Source organism: Kitasatospora sp. NPDC101447 (assembly GCF_044767225.1).
Lineage (GTDB): Bacteria > Actinomycetota > Actinomycetes > Streptomycetales > Streptomycetaceae > Kitasatospora.
Map to the genome: position 1 here is coordinate 1 of NZ_JBIWNL010000067.1, position 21,819 is coordinate 21,819.

General features: G+C 73.9%; 20 protein-coding genes. 16 read left to right on the forward strand and 4 right to left on the reverse strand.

What is annotated here, in order from left to right:
- The first annotated feature begins 353 nt into the window (after positions 1–353).
- The 4 genes from ACIRST_RS41725 to ACIRST_RS41740 all read left to right on the forward strand — a co-directional run bounded on the left by ACIRST_RS41725 (position 354) and on the right by ACIRST_RS41740 (position 4,969).
- Entirely contained in the window at positions 354–2,951 is a 2,598-nt protein-coding gene (locus ACIRST_RS41725; RefSeq protein WP_402809868.1) for an ATP-binding protein, read from the forward strand.
- 112 nt (positions 2,952–3,063) lie between these two features.
- Positions 3,064–3,744, forward strand: a complete 681-nt coding sequence (locus ACIRST_RS41730) for a response regulator (RefSeq protein WP_049657530.1) — start codon at positions 3,064–3,066, stop codon at positions 3,742–3,744.
- A gap of 65 nt (positions 3,745–3,809) precedes the next feature.
- The gene (locus tag ACIRST_RS41735) at positions 3,810–4,217 is read left to right on the forward strand and encodes an OB-fold nucleic acid binding domain-containing protein (RefSeq protein ID WP_350526050.1); all 408 of its coding nucleotides are present in this window, start codon (positions 3,810–3,812) and stop codon (positions 4,215–4,217) included.
- Between the two features lie 2 nt (positions 4,218–4,219).
- A complete protein-coding gene (locus ACIRST_RS41740; RefSeq protein WP_350526051.1) occupies positions 4,220–4,969 on the forward strand; it encodes a DUF3159 domain-containing protein in 750 nt (249 codons plus the stop codon).
- Between the two features lie 66 nt (positions 4,970–5,035).
- Here ACIRST_RS41740 and ACIRST_RS41745 read toward each other — a convergent pair whose 3' ends face one another.
- Positions 5,036–5,707, reverse strand: coding sequence for a TrkA family potassium uptake protein (locus tag ACIRST_RS41745; RefSeq protein ID WP_350526052.1), 672 nt, complete (start codon positions 5,705–5,707; stop codon positions 5,036–5,038).
- Complete coding sequence (locus ACIRST_RS41750; RefSeq protein ID WP_350526053.1) at positions 5,707–6,375, reverse strand: TrkA family potassium uptake protein; 669 nt, start codon at positions 6,373–6,375, stop codon at positions 5,707–5,709. The genes ACIRST_RS41745 and ACIRST_RS41750 overlap by 1 nt, the downstream gene beginning before the upstream one ends.
- Before the next feature lie 247 nt (positions 6,376–6,622).
- Between ACIRST_RS41750 and ACIRST_RS41755 the strand changes: the two genes are divergently transcribed.
- Positions 6,623–8,698 (forward strand): APC family permease, encoded by a 2,076-nt coding sequence (locus tag ACIRST_RS41755; RefSeq protein ID WP_402809895.1) that lies wholly within the window; start codon positions 6,623–6,625, stop codon positions 8,696–8,698.
- A 359-nt stretch (positions 8,699–9,057) separates the two neighbouring features.
- A complete protein-coding gene (locus ACIRST_RS41760; RefSeq protein ID WP_402809898.1) occupies positions 9,058–10,407 on the forward strand; it encodes a class I SAM-dependent RNA methyltransferase in 1,350 nt (449 codons plus the stop codon).
- Between the two features lie 199 nt (positions 10,408–10,606).
- On the opposite strand, the gene ACIRST_RS41765 is transcribed toward ACIRST_RS41760, so the two are convergent.
- Positions 10,607–10,804, reverse strand: coding sequence for a hypothetical protein (locus ACIRST_RS41765; protein WP_350526054.1), 198 nt, complete (start codon positions 10,802–10,804; stop codon positions 10,607–10,609).
- Between the two features lie 372 nt (positions 10,805–11,176).
- Between ACIRST_RS41765 and ACIRST_RS41770 the strand changes: the two genes are divergently transcribed.
- Together ACIRST_RS41770 and ACIRST_RS41775 are read left to right on the forward strand one after the other, a co-directional pair.
- Positions 11,177–11,413, forward strand: coding sequence for a toxin-antitoxin system HicB family antitoxin (locus ACIRST_RS41770; protein WP_350526055.1), 237 nt, complete (start codon positions 11,177–11,179; stop codon positions 11,411–11,413).
- Entirely contained in the window at positions 11,410–11,838 is a 429-nt protein-coding gene (locus ACIRST_RS41775; protein ID WP_350526056.1) for a fic family toxin-antitoxin system, toxin component, read from the forward strand. The genes ACIRST_RS41770 and ACIRST_RS41775 overlap by 4 nt, the downstream gene beginning before the upstream one ends.
- A gap of 102 nt (positions 11,839–11,940) precedes the next feature.
- Here ACIRST_RS41775 and ACIRST_RS41780 read toward each other — a convergent pair whose 3' ends face one another.
- Positions 11,941–12,807, reverse strand: a complete 867-nt coding sequence (locus ACIRST_RS41780) for a GNAT family N-acetyltransferase (RefSeq protein ID WP_402809875.1) — start codon at positions 12,805–12,807, stop codon at positions 11,941–11,943.
- Positions 12,808–13,036: 229 nt separating this feature from the next.
- On the opposite strand from ACIRST_RS41780, the gene ACIRST_RS41785 reads away from it, so the two are divergent.
- The 8 genes from ACIRST_RS41785 to ACIRST_RS41820 all read left to right on the forward strand — a co-directional run bounded on the left by ACIRST_RS41785 (position 13,037) and on the right by ACIRST_RS41820 (position 21,629).
- Positions 13,037–13,954 carry an ATP-grasp domain-containing protein gene (locus ACIRST_RS41785; RefSeq protein ID WP_350526058.1) on the forward strand — a complete coding sequence of 306 codons (918 nt, stop codon included), beginning with the start codon at positions 13,037–13,039 and terminating at the stop codon, positions 13,952–13,954.
- Positions 13,951–14,841 (forward strand): RimK family alpha-L-glutamate ligase, encoded by an 891-nt coding sequence (locus ACIRST_RS41790; protein WP_402809877.1) that lies wholly within the window; start codon positions 13,951–13,953, stop codon positions 14,839–14,841. Before ACIRST_RS41785 ends, ACIRST_RS41790 begins: the two co-directional genes overlap by 4 nt.
- A gap of 178 nt (positions 14,842–15,019) precedes the next feature.
- Positions 15,020–15,859, forward strand: a complete 840-nt coding sequence (locus ACIRST_RS41795) for a putative RNA methyltransferase (protein WP_402809880.1) — start codon at positions 15,020–15,022, stop codon at positions 15,857–15,859.
- A 316-nt stretch (positions 15,860–16,175) separates the two neighbouring features.
- On the forward strand, positions 16,176–17,558 hold the full coding sequence (locus ACIRST_RS41800; RefSeq protein WP_402809883.1) for an AAA family ATPase: 1,383 nt from the start codon (positions 16,176–16,178) through the stop codon (positions 17,556–17,558).
- Positions 17,555–17,944: a nucleotide pyrophosphohydrolase gene (locus ACIRST_RS41805; protein ID WP_402809886.1), complete on the forward strand. Its 390-nt coding sequence runs from the start codon at positions 17,555–17,557 to the stop codon at positions 17,942–17,944. The genes ACIRST_RS41800 and ACIRST_RS41805 overlap by 4 nt, the downstream gene beginning before the upstream one ends.
- A 154-nt stretch (positions 17,945–18,098) precedes the next feature.
- Complete coding sequence (locus tag ACIRST_RS41810; protein ID WP_402809889.1) at positions 18,099–18,815, forward strand: DUF6099 family protein; 717 nt, start codon at positions 18,099–18,101, stop codon at positions 18,813–18,815.
- Positions 18,816–19,020: 205 nt separating this feature from the next.
- Positions 19,021–21,180: an RNA polymerase recycling motor ATPase HelR gene (gene helR, locus ACIRST_RS41815; RefSeq protein ID WP_402809891.1), complete on the forward strand. Its 2,160-nt coding sequence runs from the start codon at positions 19,021–19,023 to the stop codon at positions 21,178–21,180.
- 137 nt (positions 21,181–21,317) lie between these two features.
- Entirely contained in the window at positions 21,318–21,629 is a 312-nt protein-coding gene (locus tag ACIRST_RS41820; protein ID WP_350526064.1) for a DUF6087 family protein, read from the forward strand.
- Positions 21,630–21,819: the final 190 nt, after the last annotated feature.

The following is a 21,819-nucleotide window of genomic DNA, read 5'->3' on the forward strand; positions in this document are numbered from 1 at the left end:
TGCAGGGGGGACCCTGTGGGAGAGTAGGACGCCGCCGAACAATCATTGCTGAAGAACCCCCATCCGGATTCCGGATGGGGGTTCTTCGCGTTTCCCGGGACTTTCTCCCGGGGTGCTTTCCCGGATCGTTCCCCGGAAGCCGGCCGGCTCCCTGTCGAGTGACCCCGTGCGAACCCCATGTGACCTCCGAGTGACCCCCGCCGAGTGGCTGGTCCACCGTCAATATGTCGCTAAAACCGCCCGATCGGTGGACTGATCAGCGGAAAATCGCTGCTCACGCCGTAGTCTCGAAGGGAGGGGGAACAGGTGTCCGGGGGTGGCTCCCGGGCATGGCCGGATCAAGAATGGTGCTCATGGGACGAGGCAGGCTGCGCATCTACCTCGGGGCGGCCCCCGGGGTCGGCAAGACGTACGCCATGCTCGCCGAGGCGCACCGGCGGCACGAACGCGGCACGGACGTCGTGGTGGCGTTCGTCGAGGACCACGGCCGCCGGCGTACCGCGGACATGGTCGCCGGGCTGGAAGTCGTGCTGCGGCAGCAGGTGGTGCACCGCGGCGCGAGGTTCTCCGAGATGGACCTGGATGCCGTCCTCGCCCGCCGTCCGCAGGTGGCGCTGGTGGACGAGCTGGCTCACACCAACGTCCCCGGCTGCCGCAACGAGAAGCGCTGGCAGGACGTCGAGGAGCTGCTGGCGGCCGGGATCGACGTGATCTCCACCGTCAACGTGCAGCACCTGGAGTCGCTGGGCGATGCCGTGGCCGGCATCACCGGGGTGCGTCAGCGCGAGACCGTCCCGGACGAGGTGGTCCGGCGGGCCGATCAGATCGAGCTCGTCGACATGTCCCCGCAGGCGCTGCGGCGACGGCTGGCGCACGGGAACGTGTACGCGCCGGAGAAGATCGATGCCGCGCTCGCCAACTACTTCCGCCCGGGCAACCTGACCGCGCTGCGCGAGCTGGCGCTGCTCTGGACCGCCGACCGGGTGGACGAGTACCTGCAGAAGTACCGGGCCGAGCAGGGCATCGAGGGCACCTGGCAGGCCCGGGAGCGGATCGTGGTCGGCCTGACCGGCGGGCCCGAGGGGGCGACGCTGATCCGTCGGGCGGCCCGGATCGCGGCCCGGGTCTCCGGCGGTGAGCTGCTCGCCGTGCACATATCCCGTTCGGACGGCCTGGTCGGCCCCGGCTCGCCGCAGACGCTGATCGAGCAGCGGGCGCTGGTGGAGAGCCTCGGCGGCTCGTTCCACGCCGTGCTGGGCGACGACCCGGCCGGCGGGCTGCTGGACTTCGCCCGCGGTGTGAACGCCACCCAGATCGTGCTGGGCACCAGCCGCCGGCCCGGCTGGCAGTACCTGTACGGGCCGGGCGTCGGCACCACGGTGACCCGGGAGGCCGGGGACATCGACGTCCACATGGTCACCCACGAGCACGCCGGGCACGGACGCGGCAGGATTCCCGTCCGCCGGACCACCGACCTGGGCCGGACCCGCACCGTCGCCGGCTGGCTGATCGGCCTGGCCGGTCCGCCGGTGCTGGCGGTCGTGCTGACGGCGATCGGCGGGCTGGGGCTCTCCACCGACATGCTGCTGTTCCTGTCGCTGACCGTGTGCGCGGCGCTGGTCGGCGGGCTGCTGCCGGCGGTCGGTTCGGCGCTGGTCGGCTCCTCGGTGCTGAACTACTACTTCACGCCGCCGCTGCACACCTTCACGATCAACGAGCCGCAGAACATCATGGCGGTGGCCATATTCACCATCGTCGGCATCTCGGTGGCGTCCGTGGTGGACCTGGCGGCCCGGCGGACGCACCAGGCGGCCCGCAGCCAGACCGAGGCGCAGACGCTCAGTGCGCTGGCCGGCACGGTGCTGCGGGGCGCGCCGAACGGGGACGGGGTCCTGACCGCGCTGATGGAGCAGGTCCGGGAGACCTTCGGGCAGGAGAGCGCCGCGCTGCTGGAGCGCCCGGATCCGCTCGGCCCCTGGGTGCCGGTGGCCACTGCCGGGCCGCGGCCGCCGGAGCGGCCGGAGGAGGCCGACGTGGACGTCCCGGTCGGCGACAGCCTGGCGCTGGTGCTGCGCGGCCGGGTGCTGCCCGGCGCGGACCGGCGGCTGCTCGGGGCCTTCGCCGCGCAGGCCGCGGTGGTGCTGGAGCGCCGCCGACTGGCCCGGGAGGCCGCCTCGGCCCGTCGGGAGGCCGAGGGCAACCGGATCCGGACCGCCCTGCTGGCCGCCGTCTCGCACGACCTGCGCACCCCGTTGGCGGGGATCAAGGCCTCGGTGAGTTCGTTGCGTGCGGCGGACGTCGACTGGGACCCGGAGGACGAGGCCGAACTGCTCGCCGGGATCGAGGCCGGGGCCGACCGGCTGGACCACCTGATCAACAACCTGCTCGACATGAGCCGGCTGCAGACCGGGACGGTCACCCCGCTGATCCAGGAGACCGACCTGGACGAGGTGGTGCCGTTCGCGCTCGGCGGGGTGCCGCCGGAGTCCGTCCGCCTGGACGTCCCGGAGACGCTGCCGATGATCCGGGCCGACGGCGGGCTGCTGGAGCGCTCGCTGGCCAACCTGGTGGAGAACGCCGTCAAGTACAGCCCGGACGGCGTCAAGGTGCTGGTCAAGGCCGATGCGCTGGAGCAGCCGGGGATGCCGGGCCGGGTCGAGCTGCGGATCGTCGACCGCGGGCCGGGCGTGCCCGAGGACGCGAAGGAGAAGATCTTCGCGCCGTTCCAGCGCTACGGGGACGCGCCGCGCGGCGCCGGGGTGGGCCTCGGGCTCGCGGTGGCGCGCGGTTTCGTCGAGGCGATGGACGGTAGCGTCACCGCCGAGGACACCCCGGGTGGCGGACTCACCATGGTGGTCAGCCTGCCGGCCGTCGAACGGCCGCCGGAGCCGGAGGAGCCGGGTGAGCCGCACGGCGACGGGAGCGGTCCGCTCTCGGAGCTGATCACATGAGAGCCGGCGGCCCGCCCGCCGCCCGTGCCGCACGAAGTAGCCGCACGCCAGTTCCACAGCCCCCAAGTCCGACAGCCCCAAGTCCGACAGCCCTGAAAGGCGGAGCCCGTAAATGACCCGGGTCCTCGTCGTGGACGACGAACCGCAGATCGTCCGCGCGCTGGTGATCAACCTCAAGGCCCGCAAGTACGAGGTGGACGCGGCCCACGACGGCGCGAGCGCCCTGGAGCTGGCCGCGGCCCGCCACCCGGACGTGGTCGTCCTCGACCTGGGCCTGCCCGACATGGACGGGGTCGAGGTGATCCGGGGCCTGCGCGGCTGGACCCGGGTGCCGATCATCGTGCTGTCGGCCCGGCACGCCTCGGACGAGAAGGTCGAGGCCCTGGACGCCGGTGCCGACGACTACGTCACCAAGCCGTTCGGCATGGACGAGCTGCTCGCCCGGATGCGGGCCGCGGTGCGGCGGGCCGAGCCGGTGGCCGGGGAGGCGGACTCGCTGGTCGTCACCGAGAGCTTCACCGTCGACCTCGCCGCCAAGAAGGTCAACCGGGACGGCGCGGACGTGCGGCTCACCCCGACCGAGTGGCACCTGTTGGAGGTGCTCGTCCGCAACGCCGGGCGACTGGTCAGCCAGACCCAGCTGCTCCAGGAGGTGTGGGGCCCCGCCTACCGCACCGAGACCAACTACCTGCGGGTCTACCTCGCCCAGCTGCGTCGGAAGCTGGAGCGCGACCCCTCGCACCCGCGCCACTTCATCACCGAACCGGGAATGGGATACCGGTTCGAGAGCTGACCGCCGTTGCCCCCGGCGGCTGAACGACCTGCCGCCGGGGGCCCGGAAACCGGTACCCTTCCGACATGAGTGGTGACAACAGCAGCGGCCAGCCGCAGGGGCGGTTCCGCCGCATGCTCAGCCGGCTGACCTCCTCGACCGAGGAGCTGGAGGCCGAGGACCTGCGCCAGGAGAGCGCCGCGGAGTCGGGGTGCACGCCGATCGCCGGCTGCGCGGACCGCGCCCTGGTCACCGTCGCGGGCACGCTGCGCACGGTGACGCTGCGCCCGCGGGCCGGGGTGCCGGCCCTGGAGGCCGAACTCTTCGACGGCACCGAGGCCCTGGACGTGGTCTGGCTCGGCCGTCGCTCGATCGCGGGCATAGAGCCCGGCCGCAGGCTGGTCGCCAGCGGCCGGATCGGTCACGCGCGCGGGCGCCGCGTGCTGTTCAACCCCCGCTACGAGCTGCGTCCGGTCGGACACGGGAGCGAATGAGCGTGAGCAACCAGCCCGGCGGCGATGCCGCCCAGCTCGACCTGTCCCACGACGCGGCGGCCCGGGACGCCGCCCGCAAGGCCGAGGAGGCCGCCCGTCAGGCCGCCTCCAAGGAGGCCGCCGACACCGTCCTGAAGGCCTTCGGCGGCGTGCGCGGCATGATCGACATGACGCTGCCCGGCCTGGTCTTCATCGTCACGTACAACCTCACCCACCAGGTCAGCACCTCGGCGTGGGCCGCGCTCGGCCTGAGCGCGCTGTTCGTGGTGGCCCGGCTGGCGAAGCGGGAGACCATCCAGCACGCCTTCAGCGGGGTGTTCGGCGTCGCGCTCGGCGCCTGGATCTCGATGAAGAGCGGCCGGGCCGAGGACTTCTACCTGCCCGGCCTGCTCTGGAACGTCGGCTACTGCATCGCCCTGGCGACCTCCGCGCTGGTGCGCTGGCCGATGATCGGTGTGATGCTCGGCCCGATCACCGGCGAGATGTTCACCTGGCGCAAGGAGAACCCGGGCCGGCTCGCCGCCTACACCAGGGCGACCTGGGCCTGGGTGGTGATCATGGGCCTCAAGCCGGTGATCCTCTTCCCGCTGTACTTCACCCACAACGTCAACCTGCTGGGCTGGCTGAAGGTCGCCCTGGGCATCCCGCCGATGCTGCTGGCGATGTACGTCACCTGGCAGATCCTGCTGAAGGCGCCGCCGCCGATCAAGGCGCAGCTGGACGACGACGAGGAGGAGGAGTCGGCGAAGTAGCCGCCTCCGCACACGGCCGAGGGCCCGCACCCATCCGGGTGCGGGCCCTCGGCCGTGGTTCCGTCGTCACTGGGCGCCGGTGGTGGCCGACAGCAGCTCCTCCAGCTCCTCCTCGCGCTCCTGCGCGGCGACGAAGAGCAGCTCGTCGCCACCCTCCAGGGTGTCGTCCTTGCCCGGCACCAGCACCCGGCCCTCGCGGATGATCGTCACCAGCGCGGTGTCCGGCGGCCAGGCCACGTCGCCGACCCGGGTGCCGACCAGCTCGGTGTCGGAGGCCAGGGTCAGCTCGACCAGGTTGGCGTTGCCCTGGCTGAAGCGCATCAGGCGGACCAGGTCGCCGACGCTGACGGCCTCCTCGACCAGGGCGGACATCAGGCGCGGCGTGGACACGGCCACGTCCACGCCCCAGGACTCGTTGAAGAGCCACTCGTTCTTGGGGTTGTTCACCCGGGCGACCACCCGCGGCACCGCGTACTCGGTCTTGGCGAGCAGCGAGACGACCAGGTTGACCTTGTCGTCGCCGGTCGCGGCGATCACCACGTGGCAGCGCTGCAGGGCGGCCTCGTCCAGCGAGGTGATCTCGCAGGCGTCGGCCAGCAGCCACTCCGCCATCGGCACCCGCTCCACCGAGATGGAGTTCGGGTTCTTGTCTATCAGCAGGACCTCGTGGCCGTTCTCCAGCAGCTCGCCCGCGATCGAGCGGCCCACGGCACCGGCCCCGGCAATGGCGACCCGCATCAGTGACCCTCCTCCTTCGGCCCCTGCGCGAACGCGGCCTCGACGGCCGTCAGGTCGGCCCGGCGCAGCATCACCTGCACCAGGTCGCCCTCCTGCACCACCATCTGCGGCGTGGGCAGGATGCCCTCGCCGAGTCGGGTGACGAACGCCACCCGGGCGCCGGAGGCCTCCTCCAGCTCGCCGAACCGGTGGCCGATCCAGCGCGGGTCGTACGCGACCTCGGCCAGCTGCACGCCGCCGCTCGGGTCCTGCCACAGCGGCTCGGCGCCGCTCGGCAGCAGCCGGCGCAGCATCTGGTCGGCGGTCCAGCGGACCGTCGCCACGGTCGGGATGCCCAGGCGCTGGTACACCTCGGCGCGGCGGGGGTCGTAGATCCGGGCGGCGACGTTCTCGACGCCGAAGTTCTCCCGGGCCACCCGCGCGGCGATGATGTTGGAGTTGTCGCCGCTGGAGACCGCGGCGAACGCGCCGGCCTCCTCGATGCCCGCCTCGCGCAGGGTGTCCTGGTCGAAGCCGACACCGGTGACCCGGCGCCCGTTGAACCCGGCGCCCAGTCGGCGGAAGGCGGTCGGGTCCTGGTCGACCACGGCCACCGAGTGGCCCTGTTTCTCCAGCGCTCTCGCGAGGGCCGAGCCCACGCGGCCGCAGCCCATGATGACGATGTGCACCGGCGCTACCTCACCCGTTCCGTCGGGGTACTGACCTGCGCAAACACCGTTCATCTCCCTTTCCCGCCCGGTCGTCCGGGGCGAGCGTTCTCGTGGGGCGCCGGCCCCGGCAACACCTCACAACCCGAGTGTTGCCCACCGACTCGTATCCGACACGCTAGCCGGTCCGTAGAACGCAGTCGCGACGAAGGGGGGGACAAACGGCGGAGCCTTGACCGGGGAGCCCCTACGATTCCTTAACGTGCCTATGCCGAAAGACCTCCCGAAACGCATCCTGATCGGGCGCGCGCTGCGCAGCGACAAGCTCGGTGAAACGCTGCTACCGAAGCGGATCGCGCTACCCGTTTTCGCCTCGGACGCGCTCTCCTCGGTCGCGTACGCCCCCGAGGAGATCCTGCTCACCCTCTCCGTCGCGGGCGTCTCGGCGATCCACTTCTCCTGGCAGATCGGCGTCGTCGTGGCGATCGTGATGCTCGCCGTGGTCGCCTCGTACCGGCAGAACGTGCACGCCTACCCCAGTGGTGGCGGTGACTACGAGGTCGCGACCGTCAACCACGGGCCGGCCGCCGGTCTGGTCGTCGCCAGCGCGCTGATGGTCGACTACGTGCTCACCGTGGCCGTGTCCACCACCTCGGGCGTCGCCAACGTCGTGTCCGCCGTCCCCGCGCTGCGGGGCCACGAACTGACGCTGTCGGTGATCGTGGTCGTCGTGCTGATGGGCATGAACCTGCGCGGTGTGCGCGAATCCGGAACCGCCTTCGCCATTCCCACCTACGCCTTCATGATCGGCGTCATAGGCATGGTCGGCTTCGGGTTCTTCCGGCACTTCGTGCTGGGCCAGGACATGCCCGCCGAGAGCGCCGGTTTCACCCTCACCCCCACCCCCGGCAACGAGTCGGTGGCCGGATTCGCCCTGGTGTTCCTGCTGCTGAAGTCGTTCTCCTCCGGCTGTGCCGCGCTCACCGGTGTGGAGGCGATCTCCAACGGCGTGCCGGCCTTCCGCAAGCCCAAGAGCAAGAACGCCGCGACCACGCTGCTGATGATGGCGAGCATCGCCGTGGTGATGTTCATGGGCATCATCTGGCTGGCCCGCCTGACCGGCGTCCAGATGGCCGAGAACCCGGCGGAGCAGCTCGGCGGCGCGTCCGCCGACTACCACCAGAAGACCGCGCTCGCCCAGATCAGCGAGGCCGTGTTCAGCAACTTCACGCCCGGCTTCTACTTCGTCGCCGCCGTGACCGGCCTGATCCTGGTCCTGGCCGCCAACACCGCCTTCAACGGCTTCCCGGTGCTCGGCTCGATCCTGGCCCAGGACCGCTACCTGCCCCGCCAGCTGCACACCCGCGGCGACCGGCTGGCGTTCTCCAACGGCATCATCCTGCTGGCGATCGCGGCGATCCTGTTCATCTTCGCGTTCGACGCCGACCCGAACCGGCTGATCCAGCTCTACATCGTCGGTGTGTTCGTGTCGTTCAACATGAGCCAGTCCGGGATGATCCGGCACTGGACGCGGCTGCTGCGCACCGAGACCGACCCGGCCGAGCGCCGCCGCATGCAGCGCAGCCGGGCGATCAACGCCTTCGGCCTGGTGATGACCATGGCCGTGCTGATCGTCGTCCTGGTCACCAAGATCGGCCACGCCTGGATCGCGATCGCGGCGATGGTCGTGCTGTTCGTGATGATGAAGGGCATCCGGCGCCACTACGACCGGGTCTCCGAGGAGCTCATCGCCGCGGAGGAGCCCGACGACGTGGTGCTGCCCACCCGGGTGCACGCCATCGTGCTGGTCTCCAAGCTGCACAAGCCGGCGCTGCGGGCCCTCGCGTACGCCCAGCTGGCCCGCGCCCACACCCTGGAGGCCGTCACGGTCAACGTGGACCCGGCCGACACCGCGGCGCTGCGGCAGGAGTGGGACGAGCGCGGCATCGACGTGCCGCTCAAGGTGCTGGACTCGCCGTTCCGCGAGATCACCGGACCGGTCCTGGACTACGTGAAGAACCTGCGGCGCAGCAGCCCGCGCGACGTGGTCGCGGTCTACATCCCCGAGTACGTGGTCGGCCACTGGTACGAGCACCTGCTGCACAACCAGAGCGCGCTGCGGCTCAAGGGGCGCCTGCTGTTCAAGCCCGGTGTGATGGTCACCTCGGTGCCCTGGCAGCTGGAATCCTCCGAGCGGCGCAAGCCGCAGAAGGCCTGGTCGGCGCCGGGCGCCGTCCGGCGTGGCGAGCCTCGGGCGCCGAAGGCCGTAAAGTCGAAGGATTCCGTCTCCACCGGTGCGAGTGCCGGTGACTCCTCCGAGCTCAGCAAGGACTCCTCCCAGTGACCCGCAACACTCCGCCCCGCTCCTCGGGCTCCTCCGGCAAGGGCTCCCGCCGGGGCGGCTCCCAGCCCGGGCAGGTCGCCCGGCCGCGCTGGGGCCGGCCGTCCCGTCCGGAGGCCACCGACCGTGACGGCCTGACCGCGCGCACCGCGCCGATCGTCCCGGGGGAGCAGGTGCCGTCGGAGGACGGGAAGCCGGGCCGGGACACGGCGGGGAAGGGCGCAGGGAAGGGCGCTGCCGAGAAGGGCGCCGGCAAGGGCCAGGGTGGCAAGGGCGCCGGGAAGGGTGCCGCCGGTTCCGCTGGTGCGGGCGGTGCCGCCCGGAAGGCGCCGCGCAAGCAGGCGGTGCGGCCGCCCAAGGCGCTGCGCACCGCCGCCGCGCGGGCGCCGCGGCCCGAGGCGCCGACCGGGGAGCCGCTGGCCGGACAGCGGTACGAGGTCGAGGTCGGCCCGGTCGCGCACGGCGGCGGCCACTGCGTGGCCCGGCACGAGGGCCGGGTGCTGTTCGTGCGGCACGCGCTGCCCGGCGAGAAGGTCGTCGTGCAGGTGACCGACGGCACCACCACCTCGCGGTTCCTGCGGGCCGACGCGGTGGAGGTCCTGGAGCCCGCCAAGGACCGGATCGAGGCGCCCTGCCCGTTCTCCGGCCCCGGCAAGTGCGGCGGCTGCGACTGGCAGCACGTGACCCCCGGTGGGCAGCGCAAGCTCAAGGCGTCGGTGCTGACCGAGCAGCTGGCCAAGCTGGCCGGGCTCACCCCGGCCGAGGCGGGCTGGGACGGCAGCGTCGAGCCGGTCGGCGGCAAGCTCCCGGCCGGACAGGTGCCGGCCTGGCGCACCCGGGTCCAGTACGCGGTGGACCCGGAGACCGGGAAGGTCGGCCTGCGCAAGCACCGCTCGCACGAGGTGCAGCCGGTGGACCGCTGCCTGATCGCCGCCGAGGGCGTCAGCGAGCTGGGCATCGAGTCCCGCGACTGGCCGGGCGTGGCGAACGTCGAGGTGATCGCCGCGACCGGTTCCTCGGACCGCCAGGTGGTGCTGACCCCGCGCGACGGCGCCCAGCTGCCGCTGGTCGAGCTGGACAAGCCGGTGTCGATCGCCCGGATCGACGACCAGGGCGACGTGCACAAGGTGCACGGGCGCAGCTTCGTGCGCGAGCGGGCGGCCGGGCGGACCTGGCGGGTCAGCAACGGCGGCTTCTGGCAGATCCACCCGGAGGCGCCGGACACCCTGGTCGACGCGGTGCTGGACGGCCTGGACCCGCAGTGGGGCGAGAACGCGCTCGACCTGTACTGCGGCGTCGGCCTGTTCGCGGGTGCGCTGGCCGACCGGGTCGGCGAGGAGGGCGCGGTGCTCGGCATCGAGTCCGCCAAGCAGGCCGTGGTCGACGCCCGTCACAACCTGGCCGCGCTGGACAACGTGCGGATCGAGTGCGACCGGGTCGAGACGCTGCTGCCGCGCACCGGCATCACGGCGACCGACCTGATCGTCCTGGACCCGCCGCGCTCGGGCGCCGGGCGGGAGACCGTCGCGCACCTGGTCGGCCTGGAGGCGCGCCGGATCGCGTACGTGGCCTGCGACCCGGCGGCGCTCGCCCGCGACCTGAAGTTCTTCCGCGAGGGCGGCTACCGTCCGGTGTCGCTGCGGGCCTTCGACCTGTTCCCGATGACCCACCACTTCGAGTGCGTGGCGATCCTGGAGCCGACCGGGGAGTGACCCGTTAGGCCGGTGTCCGGTCGGACCCAGGAGGCGGTGCCCGCTCGGCGGGTGCCGCCTCCTCGTCGTTGCGGGGCGGGGTGGGGCGGTCGTGGTCACTGGTCGGGCCCGGTCAGGTCGGGACGGGTCGGGACCGGCCGGCCGTGGGTCGGGCCGGGCTGGGGCGGGTCAGGCGGGTCGTGGTCGCGGGACGGGGCGGTCAGGGCTCGTTGTGCTCCTCCTCGTCCACGCTGTGCGGGAGGTGGATGCCGTGCTGGGAGGCGAGCCGGAGGAGCGAGGCGATCCGGCCCTCGTACGCCTGGACGCCGTCGGCGTCCCCTTCGGCCCGCGCCGCCGCGAGGTCCCGTCGGGCCTGGGCGAGCTGCTCGCGCAGCTCCTGGTCGAACATGGCTGTCATTGCCGGCCTCCACACCGGTCGGTGCCGCTCAGTGGAACGCTCAGGGGAGATCAGAGTCCCGGATGGTGAAGGACTCTTCAAGTCTCGCTCGTCCTGCCGGGGGTGGGGCGGCGGTGGGCGGGTATGGAAGATGGGCGGTCCCCCCGCGGCCACGGACGGCCACGGACGACCGCGGGGCGGCCACGCACGGTCGCGGGGCGGCTCCGGCCGCGGCTCGGACGACGGTGCCGGTGAAGGTTCCGGTGACGGCTTCGGTGAAGGTTTCGGTGAAGGTTTCGGTGACGGGGAGGTTGCGAGGGGGCGTGCGGCAGGTGTGCGGGCGGTGGGCGTGCGCCCTTGTTGTGCTAGCACTTCGGCGCTAGCTTGAAGGGCATGGCCAAGAAGCAGCTGAACGTCCGCGTGGACGCCACGACCGCGGAGATGGCCCGGGAACGGGCGGAGCAGCAGGGGATCAGCATGAACCAGTACATCGAGCGCCTGGTCCAGCAGGACATGGGCGAGTCCGGACGCGCCTTCGTCGACGCGGCGGCGCAGTTCATGAAGGAGTACGAGACCGCGTTCCTCGCCGAGTTCGGGGAGCCGGGCGACCTCCAGGACGTGCGCCGTTGAACCTGGAGGTCGACCTCTCGTGGCTGCTCATGACCGCCGAGCAGTACACGCCCGGTGATCCGCAGGTCACCGACTACGGCTCGCTGCTCGCGGCCGTCACCCGGCACCAGGCCGAGATATTCGACATCGCGGTCTACCCCGAACCGCAGGACCGTGCCGCCGCACTGATGCACCAGCTGATCCGGGTGCCGGCCCTGGAGAAGACCAACGAGCTCTTCGCGACCGCCGTCGCGTACGCCTACCTCGTCGCCAGCGGCTGCACCATCGCCACCACCGCCCGCGAGGTGCGCAGCCTCTCCCGGGCCATCCGCGAGGGGCGGCTCGGGGTGTCCGGCGTCTCCGAGCGGCTGGCGGCGTGGGTGGTCGACGAGGCCGAGGGGGAGGGCGTCAGCGGTACGGACGAGGAGGACGAGGACGACGACTGACCGCCGTCCGCGCCGTCCCGCCGTCCGCGTCCTGTTCCCGGCCGTCCCCACGTGCCGTGCCGGGGGGCGTGTTCGCTGCGCCCCGCGGCCCGGCCGTGGTCCTCAGGCCCGGGGTGACGCTGCCTCCGCGATCAGGGCCGTCGCGAACGGGCGGAAGCCGGCCCGGCGGTAGATCCGGGCGACGTCCTCGTCGGAGGCGGACAGGAAAACCGTTCGTACGCCGTTGGCCCGGGCATGCGCGACCAGGGCCGCCGTGACCGCGAGCCCCAGGCCGCGCCGACGGGCGGAGGGCAGGGTGCCCACGCCGACCACCTCGCCGACCGGGCCCACCGGGTTGTACTGGCCGGAGCACAGGACGGTGCCGTCCTCCAGCGCGGCGGCCTGCACGGTGACGCCGTCGGAGATCCGCTGCGCGATCCGCGCCACCCCGCCGTCGGCCGTCAACGTGGCCGTGCTCGCCGCCAGCTCGTCCGCGCCGGCCGCGCCGATGGCGGTGCCCGGGGCGCCGAAGGCCACGTGCGGGACGGCCACCGCCTGCGCCAGCTCGGGCGCGTCCGCGGCCAGCACCCGCACCTCGGTCCGCTCCGCCGTGATCGGTGCCGCAACCGACTCGTCCTGCGGACCCAGCACCAGCAGCGGGTGCTCGTGCACCGTCAGACCCGCCGCCTCGACGGCCGCGCGCAGGGCGGGGTTCCGCTCCGCCACCCACTCGAAGGCCTCCGGCGCGCCCAGCTCGCGCTGCCGCTCCAGCACCCGGCGGACGTCCTCGGCGGTGGCGGCCGGGCCGTCGTGGCCGAGCGTCGGGCGGGCGTAGTAGTGCCAGCCGGTGTCCGCCGCGCGGACGAAGAGGGTCAGCGGGCCGAAGTCCTCGGCTCGGGCGGAGCTGCGCGGCGCGGCGTCGTAGTAGCGCTCGATCTCGTCGAGCAGCGGGCGGTCGGGAGCTTGATCGGCAGGAGTCACGGCGTGCATCCAAGCAGGGGCCCGGGCGTGCCTGCCACCGGTTTTGCGGCGTGCTCCGCGGCGTGCCGGTCCGGCCGGCGGGGGTCGTGCGTCGCGCCCCGGGCGGCGATTGTTGCCGAACGCTTACCGGTCCGCAGCGATCTTGTGCGCACACAGCGTGCATGCTGATGCTTTTACAGCTCTGCCGAGGGGGACGGCGGACGTCTGCACTCGGCGAGGCAAGGGGGAAGACAGGCCCATGAGGCTCTGCTTTCTGGTGGAGGAACACTACCGGCACGACGGCATGCCGCTCGACGTGGCGCGTCAGCTCACCGCGTGGGGGCACCGGGTGGACGTGCTGCGCCCCGGGGACTCGCTGCTGGCGATCTCCGAGGCCGTCCGGGCCGGCAGCCACGACGCCTGGGTGCTCAAGACCGTCTCCGGCGGGCCCGGGCTGACCCTGCTGGAAGCGGCCGCAGCCGTCGGCCTCACCACGGTGAACGACGTGCGGTCGATCCGCGGTGTCCGGGACAAGGCGCTCGCCGCGGTGATCGGCAGCACCCGCGGGCTGCCGGTTCCGATGACGTACGCCGCCGCGCGGTGGGAGCGACTCGCGGAGATCCCGGCCGCCGAGTACCCGCTGGTGGTCAAGCCCGCGGACGGCAGCTCCGGGCGTGCCGTCCGGCTGGTGCACAGCCCCGACCACCTGCTGGAGGTCGGGCCGGAGCTGGTCGGGGAGGGGCTGCTGATCGCGCAGCCGTACGTGCCGAACTCCGGCACCGACCTCAAGGTGTACTGCGTCGACGGCGAGCTCTTCGCGACGGAACGTTCCTCCCCGCTGCACCCCGGGCAGGGAGTGCGGGAGCGGCAGGTGCCGCTGCCGGGGAGCGTCGCACGGATCGTGGCGCAGGTCGGCGAGGTCTTCGGGCTGGACCTGTACGGGGTCGACGTGCTGCTCGGGCCGGACGGGCCGGTGGTGGTCGACATCAACGACTTCCCGAGCTTCCGGCAGGTGCCGGACGCCGTGGCACGGGTCGCCCAAGCGGTGCTGCGGCTCGCACGCAGCGGGACGGCCGTCTCGGTTCCCGGCGGGCCCGCGGCCGCGCTGGTGTCGGCGGGCGGTGCGCCGTACGGGCAACTGGGCCAACTGGGCTTCGGTGAAGGGGACTTGCTGTGAGGATCGGGCTGATCGCCGGGGATCCGGGGCACCCGGTGCTGGCGGCCACGGCCGCGCTGCTGGTGGAGCGGGGCCACGAGGTGGTGGCCGTTCCGCCCGCCGGGCCGGCGGGGGAGGCCGCGGAGGCGGAGGGGCTTGGGCCGACGGGGGAGGCCGCGCCCGCGGAGGAGCTCGTGCCGGCCGGGGAGCTCGCCGACGTCTACCTGCTCAAGGCCCGTACGCCCCGAGCGCTGGCGCTGGCCGGCGCGTTGGAGCGCCGGGGCGCGCCGGTGGTCAACTCGGCGGCGGCGACGGAACTCTGCCAGGACCGGGTGCGGATGGCCGGCCTCGCGCGGGCCGCCGGACTGCCGTTCGCGGCGACGGCCGCCGCCGGACTGCTGGGCGAACTCGCCGCACCCGCCTACCCGTTCGTGCTCAAGAGCCGGCACAGCCGACGGCACGACCTGGTCGCGCGGGTCGACGGCCCGGCCCGGCTCCGCCAGCTCGCCGAGCGTTGGGCCGACGAGCCCGTCGTCACCCAGCCGTTCGTCCCCGGGACGGGGTGGGACCAGAAGCTGTGGGTGATCGACGGGCAGGTGTTCGCCGCCCGGCGACGGTCCGAGCTCGCCTCCGGGTCGGGGGAGCCGGGGCAGGCCGCGGACTGGGAACCGCCCGCCGAGCGGGCCGCGCTCGCCCTGCGGGTGGGTGCGGTGTTCGGGCTCGACGTGTACGGGGTCGACCTGCTCGACGGGCCCGCCGAGCCCGTCATCGTGGACGTCAACGCCTTCCCGGGGGTCCGGGGCAGGCCCGGCGCGCCCGAGGCGCTCGCCGCGCTCGCGCTGCGGGTCGCGGCCGAGCGGGCGCGGCCAATGGCGGGGCAGGGGCAGGGGCAGGGACAGAGGCGGTAGGCGGCACGGGAAGTGGGCGGGGCGTGCGGTAGGCGGGGCGTGCGGTAGGCGGGGCGGGGCTTCGGGCCAGGTGCCGGGCCGCTTCGCGCGCGGTCGGCCCGGGGCGGTGGGCGGCCCGGGTCGTTAGGCTGGCTGGCGCCCCGACCCGCCGGGGCGTACGGCGAGAGAAGACGGAACGTTGCTGCAGGACATCGAGCGCTACCTGGCCTGCCCCCTCTGCGCGCAGCCCCTCACCCGGCACGACCGCAGCCTGCGCTGCCCCGCCGGGCACAGCTTCGACCTCGCCAAGCAGGGCTACGTCAGCCTCCTCGCCGGCGACGCCCACACCGGCACTGGGGACACCGCCGAGATGGTCGCCGCCCGTGCGGACTTCCTCGCGGCCGGGCACTACCGGCCCATCGCGGACGCCCTGGCCGAGGCCGCCGCCGCGGCACCCGCCGACGAGCCCGACGGGCTGGTCGCCGACCTCGGCGCCGGCACCGGGCACTACCTGGCCCACGTCCTCGACGCCCTGCCCGACCGGGTCGGCGCCGCCCTCGACATCTCCAAGTACGCGCTGCGCCGCGCCGCCAAGGCGCACCCACGGATCGGCGCCGTCGTCTGCGACGCCTGGCGCCCGCTGCCGCTGCGCGACGCCTCCGCCGAGCTGATGCTCAATGTCTTCGCCCCGCGCAACGGGCCGGAGATCCGCCGGGTGCTGCGCCCCGGCGGCACGCTGCTGCTGGTCTCGCCTACCGCCCGCCACCTGGGCGAACTCGTGGACGCGCTGGGGCTGCTGTCGGTGGACGAGGAGAAGCAGCGGCGGATCGACGAGAAGCTCGGGCCGTACCTGACGCCGGCGGGGCGGCGGGAGGTCGAGTTCACGCTGCGGCTCGACCCCCAGGACGTGCGCACCGTCGTCGGCATGGGGCCCAGCGCCTGGCACACCGATCCGGAGCGGCTCGGTGCCGCGCTGACGGCGCTGCCGGACCCGGTCGAGGTGACCGCCTCCGTGACGGTGGCCGCCTACCGGCACTGAGCGCTGCGGCGCGCGCCCCCGGGCCGCTCCGAGCACCTCGGGGCTCGGAACGCTCCTGGGTGAGGCGGGGTGAGGCGGGGCGAGGCGGGGCGAGGTGCTCCGAGGTGCTGCGCTCCGAGGCGAGGCCAGGCGCGGCGCGGACGGGACGCGCGGTCATCGCGTCGGGGTGAGGCGCCACGTTGGGATGAATCTGCTGAGCAGGCACGTTTCTGCCGGTCGGCCTGAGGCTAACGTCCGACGGGTGAACCGCGACGCCACCAGGCCCGCCGGGCCGGCCCCCGTTCGACCGGACGCCCCGGGGCCCGACCGCTCGCCCGTGCCACGCCCCACCGTCGAGGAGCTCCGGCTCACCTCGTTCAAGTCCTACCGGCGCGCGGTCCTGCCCCTCGCGCCCCTCACCGTGCTGCACGGGCCCGCCGGGGTCGGCAAGTCCAACGCCCTCGACGCGCTGGCGGTGCTGTCCCGGCTCGCGCTCGGCGAGGAGATCGCCGACTCGCTGGACGGGCTGCCCGACCGTACCGGTCCGCTCGCCCTGCCCGTCCGGGGCGGCCTGGACGGCTGCGTCCCGCACGGGCGGGACGCGATCATCCTCGGCTGCACCGTCCGGTCACTGCACGGCCGGATCCGGCTCGACGTGGTGATCCGCACCGACGGTCCGGTCCGGATCGCCCGGGAGTCGCTCACCCTCGACGGCCGCACGCTCGTGGACACCGGCGAGCAGGACGTCCGCCACCGGCGGGTCAACGTCTGCTGGCACAACGACACCCGGCAGGGCGACATCCGGGCGCCCTTCCCCAGCGGCACCATGATCACCGCACAGCTGCCGCTGCGGGTCGCGGGCTCGTCCGCCGGCGAGTGCCTCGTCCTGGCGGCCGCCGAGGACCTGCTCACCGCGCTGCGCGAGGTGTTCCCGCTGCACCCCGTCCCCGCGCTGATGCGGGGCTGGGCCCGGGCCGACCCGCAGGCCCGGCTGCGCGGCAACGCCGCGAACATCTCCGCCGTCATCGCCCGGCTGGGCAACGAGTGCCCGCGCCGGTACGGGCAGTTGCTGCGCGTGGTGCAGTCCGCCGCGCCGCACCCGCTGCTCGGGCTCACGGTGGCCGAGCGCGAGAGCGACGAGGGCGTGCGGCGCGTCCTGGCCGTCTTCGACGAGGGCGTCCTCGGGCGGACCGGGGCCGATCAGGCCTCCGACGGCATGCTGCGCCACCTCGCCTTCGCCGCGGTGCTGCTGACCGGGGCGGGGGTGCTCGACCTCGACGTGGCCGCCGAGGTGCCGTGGGCGCACCGGCAGCTGACCGTGCTGGCCGAGGACCTGGGGGCGGGGCTCTCCACCGAGCAGGCCGCCTCGCTGCTGCGGCTGGCGCGGGACATGGCGGAGCGCAGCCAGCTGCGGGTGCTGGCCGCGCTGCAGGAGCCGGCGGCGGTGCGGGAGGCGCTGGGCGGAGCGGGCGGGGCGAGGCCGGGCGAGGTGCGTTCGGGGGACACGGGCTCCGGGGAGGTGCGGCCGGGCGCGGTGGCGGTGGTCGAGTGCCGGCGGGATCCGGACTCCGGGTTCACCGTCCTGCGGCCGGAGGGGGCCCGGGTGCCCCTCCAGGGCGGACGCGGGGAGGCGGCCGACGGGGTCGCGGAGGGGGAACGGCCGGGTGCGGACGGGGCCGGGTCGGCGGCGGGCGGCGATGGGGTAGACCTGGAGGGGTGAACGAACGAGTGACGGGACCGGGGGAGCCGACCCTGGAAGCCCTGCAGGCACGGCTGGTGGACTTCGCGGCGGCCCGGCGGTGGGAACCCTTCCACACGCCGAAGAACCTGGCGGCGGCGCTGAGCGTGGAGGCGGGCGAACTGCTGGAGATCTTCCAGTGGTTGACGCCCGAGCAGGCCGCCGAGGTGATGTCGGAGCCGGAGCGCGCGCACCGGGTCCGCGACGAGGTCGCGGACGTGCTGGCGTACCTGCTGCAGTTCTGCACGGCGGTCGGGGTGGATCCGCTGGCGGCCCTCGCGGCCAAGATCGAGCGCAACGAACACCGCTTCCCGGTGCCGGGCGGATCGGCCGACGTCAACCCGGAGGTGGACGACCAACCCTTGTGAGGGACGGAAGTCATCCACAACCCGGGAGTTTTCCACAGCTTCCGACAAGGCGGATGCGAGCCCGCGCCCTTCCTCGCACGCTGTCGCCGTGACCATCCGGCCGCCCGCTCGGCGGCCCGGTCGACGGCGACAGCGAGCGAGAGGAGCGGTGGCCATGGAGGCGCTGCGACTGATCAGGACGGCCCGGCACGCCCTGGCCGAGGCCAGGCACGTACCGGATGTACTGGCCGAGGCGCGGCAGGCCGCGCTGCTGACCGAGGCGGTGGGTGCCCGGCTGGCGGAGTCGGAGGACGAGGAGCTGACCGGCCTGGGCCGGCAGCTCTCCGAGGCCGGGGCGCACGCGGCGGTCTGTCTGGACCGCTCGGTCGTCCGGGCCGCCCTGGTGAGCGGCGGCCGGGCGGCGCGGCTCACCGAACTCGGGGAGCCGGCAACGGCTTTGGGGGCGCTGGACGGGCTGCTGCACGAGGTCGGGGAGACGCTCGTGGTGCTGGCCTGCGGGGCCGACACCGAGGGCCTCTACTGGACGTGCATCGACGGGGTCGACGCGGTGTCGGAGTGCAAGGACCTGGCTGGGCGGCTGCTGGAGGCGGCGGGCCGGGCCGAGGGGTCGACGTGCACGGCGCTCGGCGGGGCCGTGCCCGAACGCGCCGACTGCGCTTCGCCGTTACTCGTCCGGCTCGACCCGCCGGGCGGCGGAGGCGTACCGGAGCGTGCCGACCCGCCGGACGACCTCGGTCCGCCGGACGACGTCGGCTCGCCGGGCGAGGGCGAGGGCGGGGGCGAGGGCGGGCCGACGGGGCCGGCACGGACGGCCGGCTGCCGGGCGCCCGGCGCGGCCGGGGTCCCGGAGGTGTCCGTGCCGGTCGGGTAGAAGCCGGGGTCGGCACAGGGGTGCCGGAGGACGCTGCCCGGAGCAGCGGAAAGGGGTGCCGTCCGAGACGGCGGAAGGAGGATCGGAAGAGGCGCCAGGGGGAGAACCCACCCCTTGCCACTCTCAACATATAGCGCACCGGGGGTCTTGCGGCAAGGCCCCCGTGGTGGCGCACAATCGCAGGCCTCAGATCGGAGCTGATGCCATGACCCCCCTCACCACCAGCGCTTTCGACCTCCCCGACCGTCTCGCCGCCAAGGCCGACCCGGCGCTGATCGGAGGCGACGAGCGGCACTTCGCGGCCGTCGCGCAGAGCCTGGAGCAGGCGATCGCCGAGCTGTCCGACCGCCTCGACACCCTGCGCCGGGCGCCGGGCGGCCTCGGCCGGGAGGCGATGGACCGGGACGTCGAGGTCCACAAGCTGACCGGTCGGCTGCGCGCGCTGCGCCGCTTCGGTCTGGACCTGTGCCTGGGGCACGTCGTCGGCGCGGACGACCCCGAGCCGGTGTACATCGGGCGGCTCGGCCTCACCGACAGCGAGGGACGCCGGCTGCTGGTCGACTGGCGCTCGCCCGCGGCCGAACCGTTCTTCGCGGCGACCCACGCCGACCCGATGGGGCTGGCGAGCCGCCGCAGGTACCGCTGGACCGGCGGCCGGATCAGCGACTACTGGGACGAGGTGTTCACCGTCGAGGCCCTGGAGGGGCACGCCGCGCTGGACGACCAGTCCGCGTTCATCGCGAGCCTGGGCGGCAACCGTTCGGCCCGGATGCGGGACGTGCTGGCCACCATCCAGGCCGACCAGGACGCCATCATCCGGGCCGGCTCCCGCGGTGCCCTCGTGGTCGACGGCGGCCCGGGCACCGGGAAGACCGTCGTCGCACTGCACCGCTCCGCCTACCTGCTCTACTCCGACCCGCGGCTCGGCCACCGGCGCGGCGGTGTGCTGTTCGTCGGCCCGCACCAGCCCTACCTGTCCTACGTCGCGGACGTCCTGCCGAGCCTCGGCGAGGAGGGCGTGCAGACCTGCACCGTGCGGGACCTCGTCGCCGAGGGGGCGACGGCCGGGGCCGAGGCCGATCCGGAGGTGGCCCGGCTGAAGTCCTCGGTCGACATGGTGCAGGCGATCGAGAAGGCCGTCCGGTTCTACGAGGAGCCGCCCGCCGAGGGGATGGCGGTCACCACCCACTGGTCCGAGCTCTGGCTGAGCGCCCAGGACTGGGCGGACGCGTTCGACGCGCCGGAGCCGGGCACCCCGCACAACGAGGCGCGCGAGCAGATCTGGGACGAGCTCGCCGCGATCCTGCTGGACAAGCTGGACGCGGACGAGGAGGAGGTGTCGCCCGAGCAGTTCCGCCGGTCGCTGCGGCAGGACCGCGAACTGGTGGAGACCCTCAACCGCGCGTGGCCGCTGCTCGAAGCGGCCGACCTGGTCGGCGACCTCTGGTCGGTGCCCGCCTACCTGCGGATGTGCGCGCCCTGGCTCGACCCGGAGGAGGTCCGCAAGCTGCGGCGCAAGGACGCGCCCCAGGCCTGGACGCTGTCGGACCTCCCGCTCCTGGACGCCGCCCGGCACCGGCTCGGCGATCCGGAGGCGGGCCGGCGGCAGCGTCGGCGCGAGGCCGCGGTCGCCGCCGAACGCGCCCGCATGGCCGATGTCATCGGTGACCTGCTCCAGGCCGACGACGACGGCGAGGGCGCGGTGACGATGCTGCGCGGACGGGACCTCCAGGACACCCTGGTCGACGAGACCGCCCTGCCCGCCGCCGACCCGGAGCCGCTGGCCGGTCCGTTCGCGCACATCGTCGTCGACGAGGCCCAGGAACTGACCGACGCGCAGTGGCAGATGCTGCTCCTGCGCTGCCCGTCCCGGAGCTTCACCATCGTCGGGGACCGCGCGCAGGCCCGGCACGGCTTCGCGGAGTCCTGGCAGGAACGGCTGGAGCGGATCGGGCTCGACCGCACCACCGTCGCCTCGCTGAGCATCAACTACCGGACACCGGAGGAGGTCATGGCCGAAGCCGAGCCCGCCATCCGGGCCGCGCTGCCGGACGCCAACGTGCCGACCTCCGTCCGCAGCAGCGGCGTCCCCGTCACGCACGGGTCGGTGGCGGAGCTGGACGCGGTCCTGGACGGCTGGCTCGCGGAGCACGCGGTGGGGGTCGCCTGCGTGATCGGCGCACCGGACTTCCGGGCCCGGCCCAGGGCCCGGTCGTTGACCCCGGAGCTGTCGAAGGGGCTGGAGTTCGACCTGGTCGTCCTCGTCGACCCGGAGGCGTTCGGCGGGGGAGTCGAGGGAGCCGTCGACCGCTACGTCGCGATGACCCGGGCGACCCAGCGGCTGGTGATCCTCAGGAGTTCATGAGACCGGAGGGGCCGGAGTGACGGAAGGGTCAGGAAGGGAGGCCGGAGGAACGAAGGGAGACGAGGGGCCGGAACGCCCGTCGCCCGGTCGAGTGACACGGCTGTCGGCCGACGGCACCCGGAGGCCAGACTGGGGCGATGGACGAGGAGGAGGAACCGCTGGCGTCATGGGCGGCCAGGCGGGAGCAACGACTGCGGCCGGTCGGTCAGTTGCGGGCCGTACGGCTCGTGGACGAGCGCTCGCGGGGCGCCCACGTGGCACCGCGCGAGCCGAGGCTGATCGTGCGCTGGGACGGGTACCAGTGGCTGCCGGAGACGGTGGCCGAGGACTACGCCGCCGCCCAGCGGATCCTGCACGGGATCGACGGCGACGGCCGGGTGCACCTCGCCCACCGGGCGCAGCGGCCGGAGAAGGCGCCGGGGCGGCACCGCAAGCCCCGCGGGGTGTGAGGCGCCACCGGACGCGCTGACCCCGTCGGAGCCCCGGGCAACCCCGCCGGACCCCCGGAAACGCGAGCGGGGTGGGGGGCCGCCCCCCCCCCGCCCCCCCCCGGGGGGGGCCCCCCGGGCGGGGGGGGGGGGGGGGGGCCGCGGGCGGGCGCCCCCCCCCCCCGGGGCGGGGGGGGGGCCCCCCCCCCCC

Bases quoted from the DNA above. Each gene is read 5' to 3' on its own strand.
- ACIRST_RS41725 (WP_402809868.1), top strand. From the start codon at position 354: ATGGGACGAGGCAGGCTGCGCATCTACCTCGGGGCGGCCCCCGGGGTC.
- ACIRST_RS41765 (WP_350526054.1), bottom strand. From the start codon at position 10,804: ATGACAGCCATGTTCGACCAGGAGCTGCGCGAGCAGCTCGCCCAGGCC.
- ACIRST_RS41785 (WP_350526058.1), top strand. From the start codon at position 13,037: ATGAGGCTCTGCTTTCTGGTGGAGGAACACTACCGGCACGACGGCATG.
- ACIRST_RS41755 (WP_402809895.1), top strand. From the start codon at position 6,623: ATGCCGAAAGACCTCCCGAAACGCATCCTGATCGGGCGCGCGCTGCGC.
- ACIRST_RS41735 (WP_350526050.1), top strand. From the start codon at position 3,810: ATGAGTGGTGACAACAGCAGCGGCCAGCCGCAGGGGCGGTTCCGCCGC.
- helR (WP_402809891.1), top strand. From the start codon at position 19,021: ATGACCCCCCTCACCACCAGCGCTTTCGACCTCCCCGACCGTCTCGCC.
- ACIRST_RS41820 (WP_350526064.1), top strand. From the start codon at position 21,318: ATGGACGAGGAGGAGGAACCGCTGGCGTCATGGGCGGCCAGGCGGGAG.
- ACIRST_RS41780 (WP_402809875.1), bottom strand. From the start codon at position 12,807: ATGCACGCCGTGACTCCTGCCGATCAAGCTCCCGACCGCCCGCTGCTC.
- ACIRST_RS41810 (WP_402809889.1), top strand. From the start codon at position 18,099: ATGGAGGCGCTGCGACTGATCAGGACGGCCCGGCACGCCCTGGCCGAG.
- ACIRST_RS41730 (WP_049657530.1), top strand. From the start codon at position 3,064: ATGACCCGGGTCCTCGTCGTGGACGACGAACCGCAGATCGTCCGCGCG.
- ACIRST_RS41745 (WP_350526052.1), bottom strand. From the start codon at position 5,707: ATGCGGGTCGCCATTGCCGGGGCCGGTGCCGTGGGCCGCTCGATCGCG.
- ACIRST_RS41770 (WP_350526055.1), top strand. From the start codon at position 11,177: ATGGCCAAGAAGCAGCTGAACGTCCGCGTGGACGCCACGACCGCGGAG.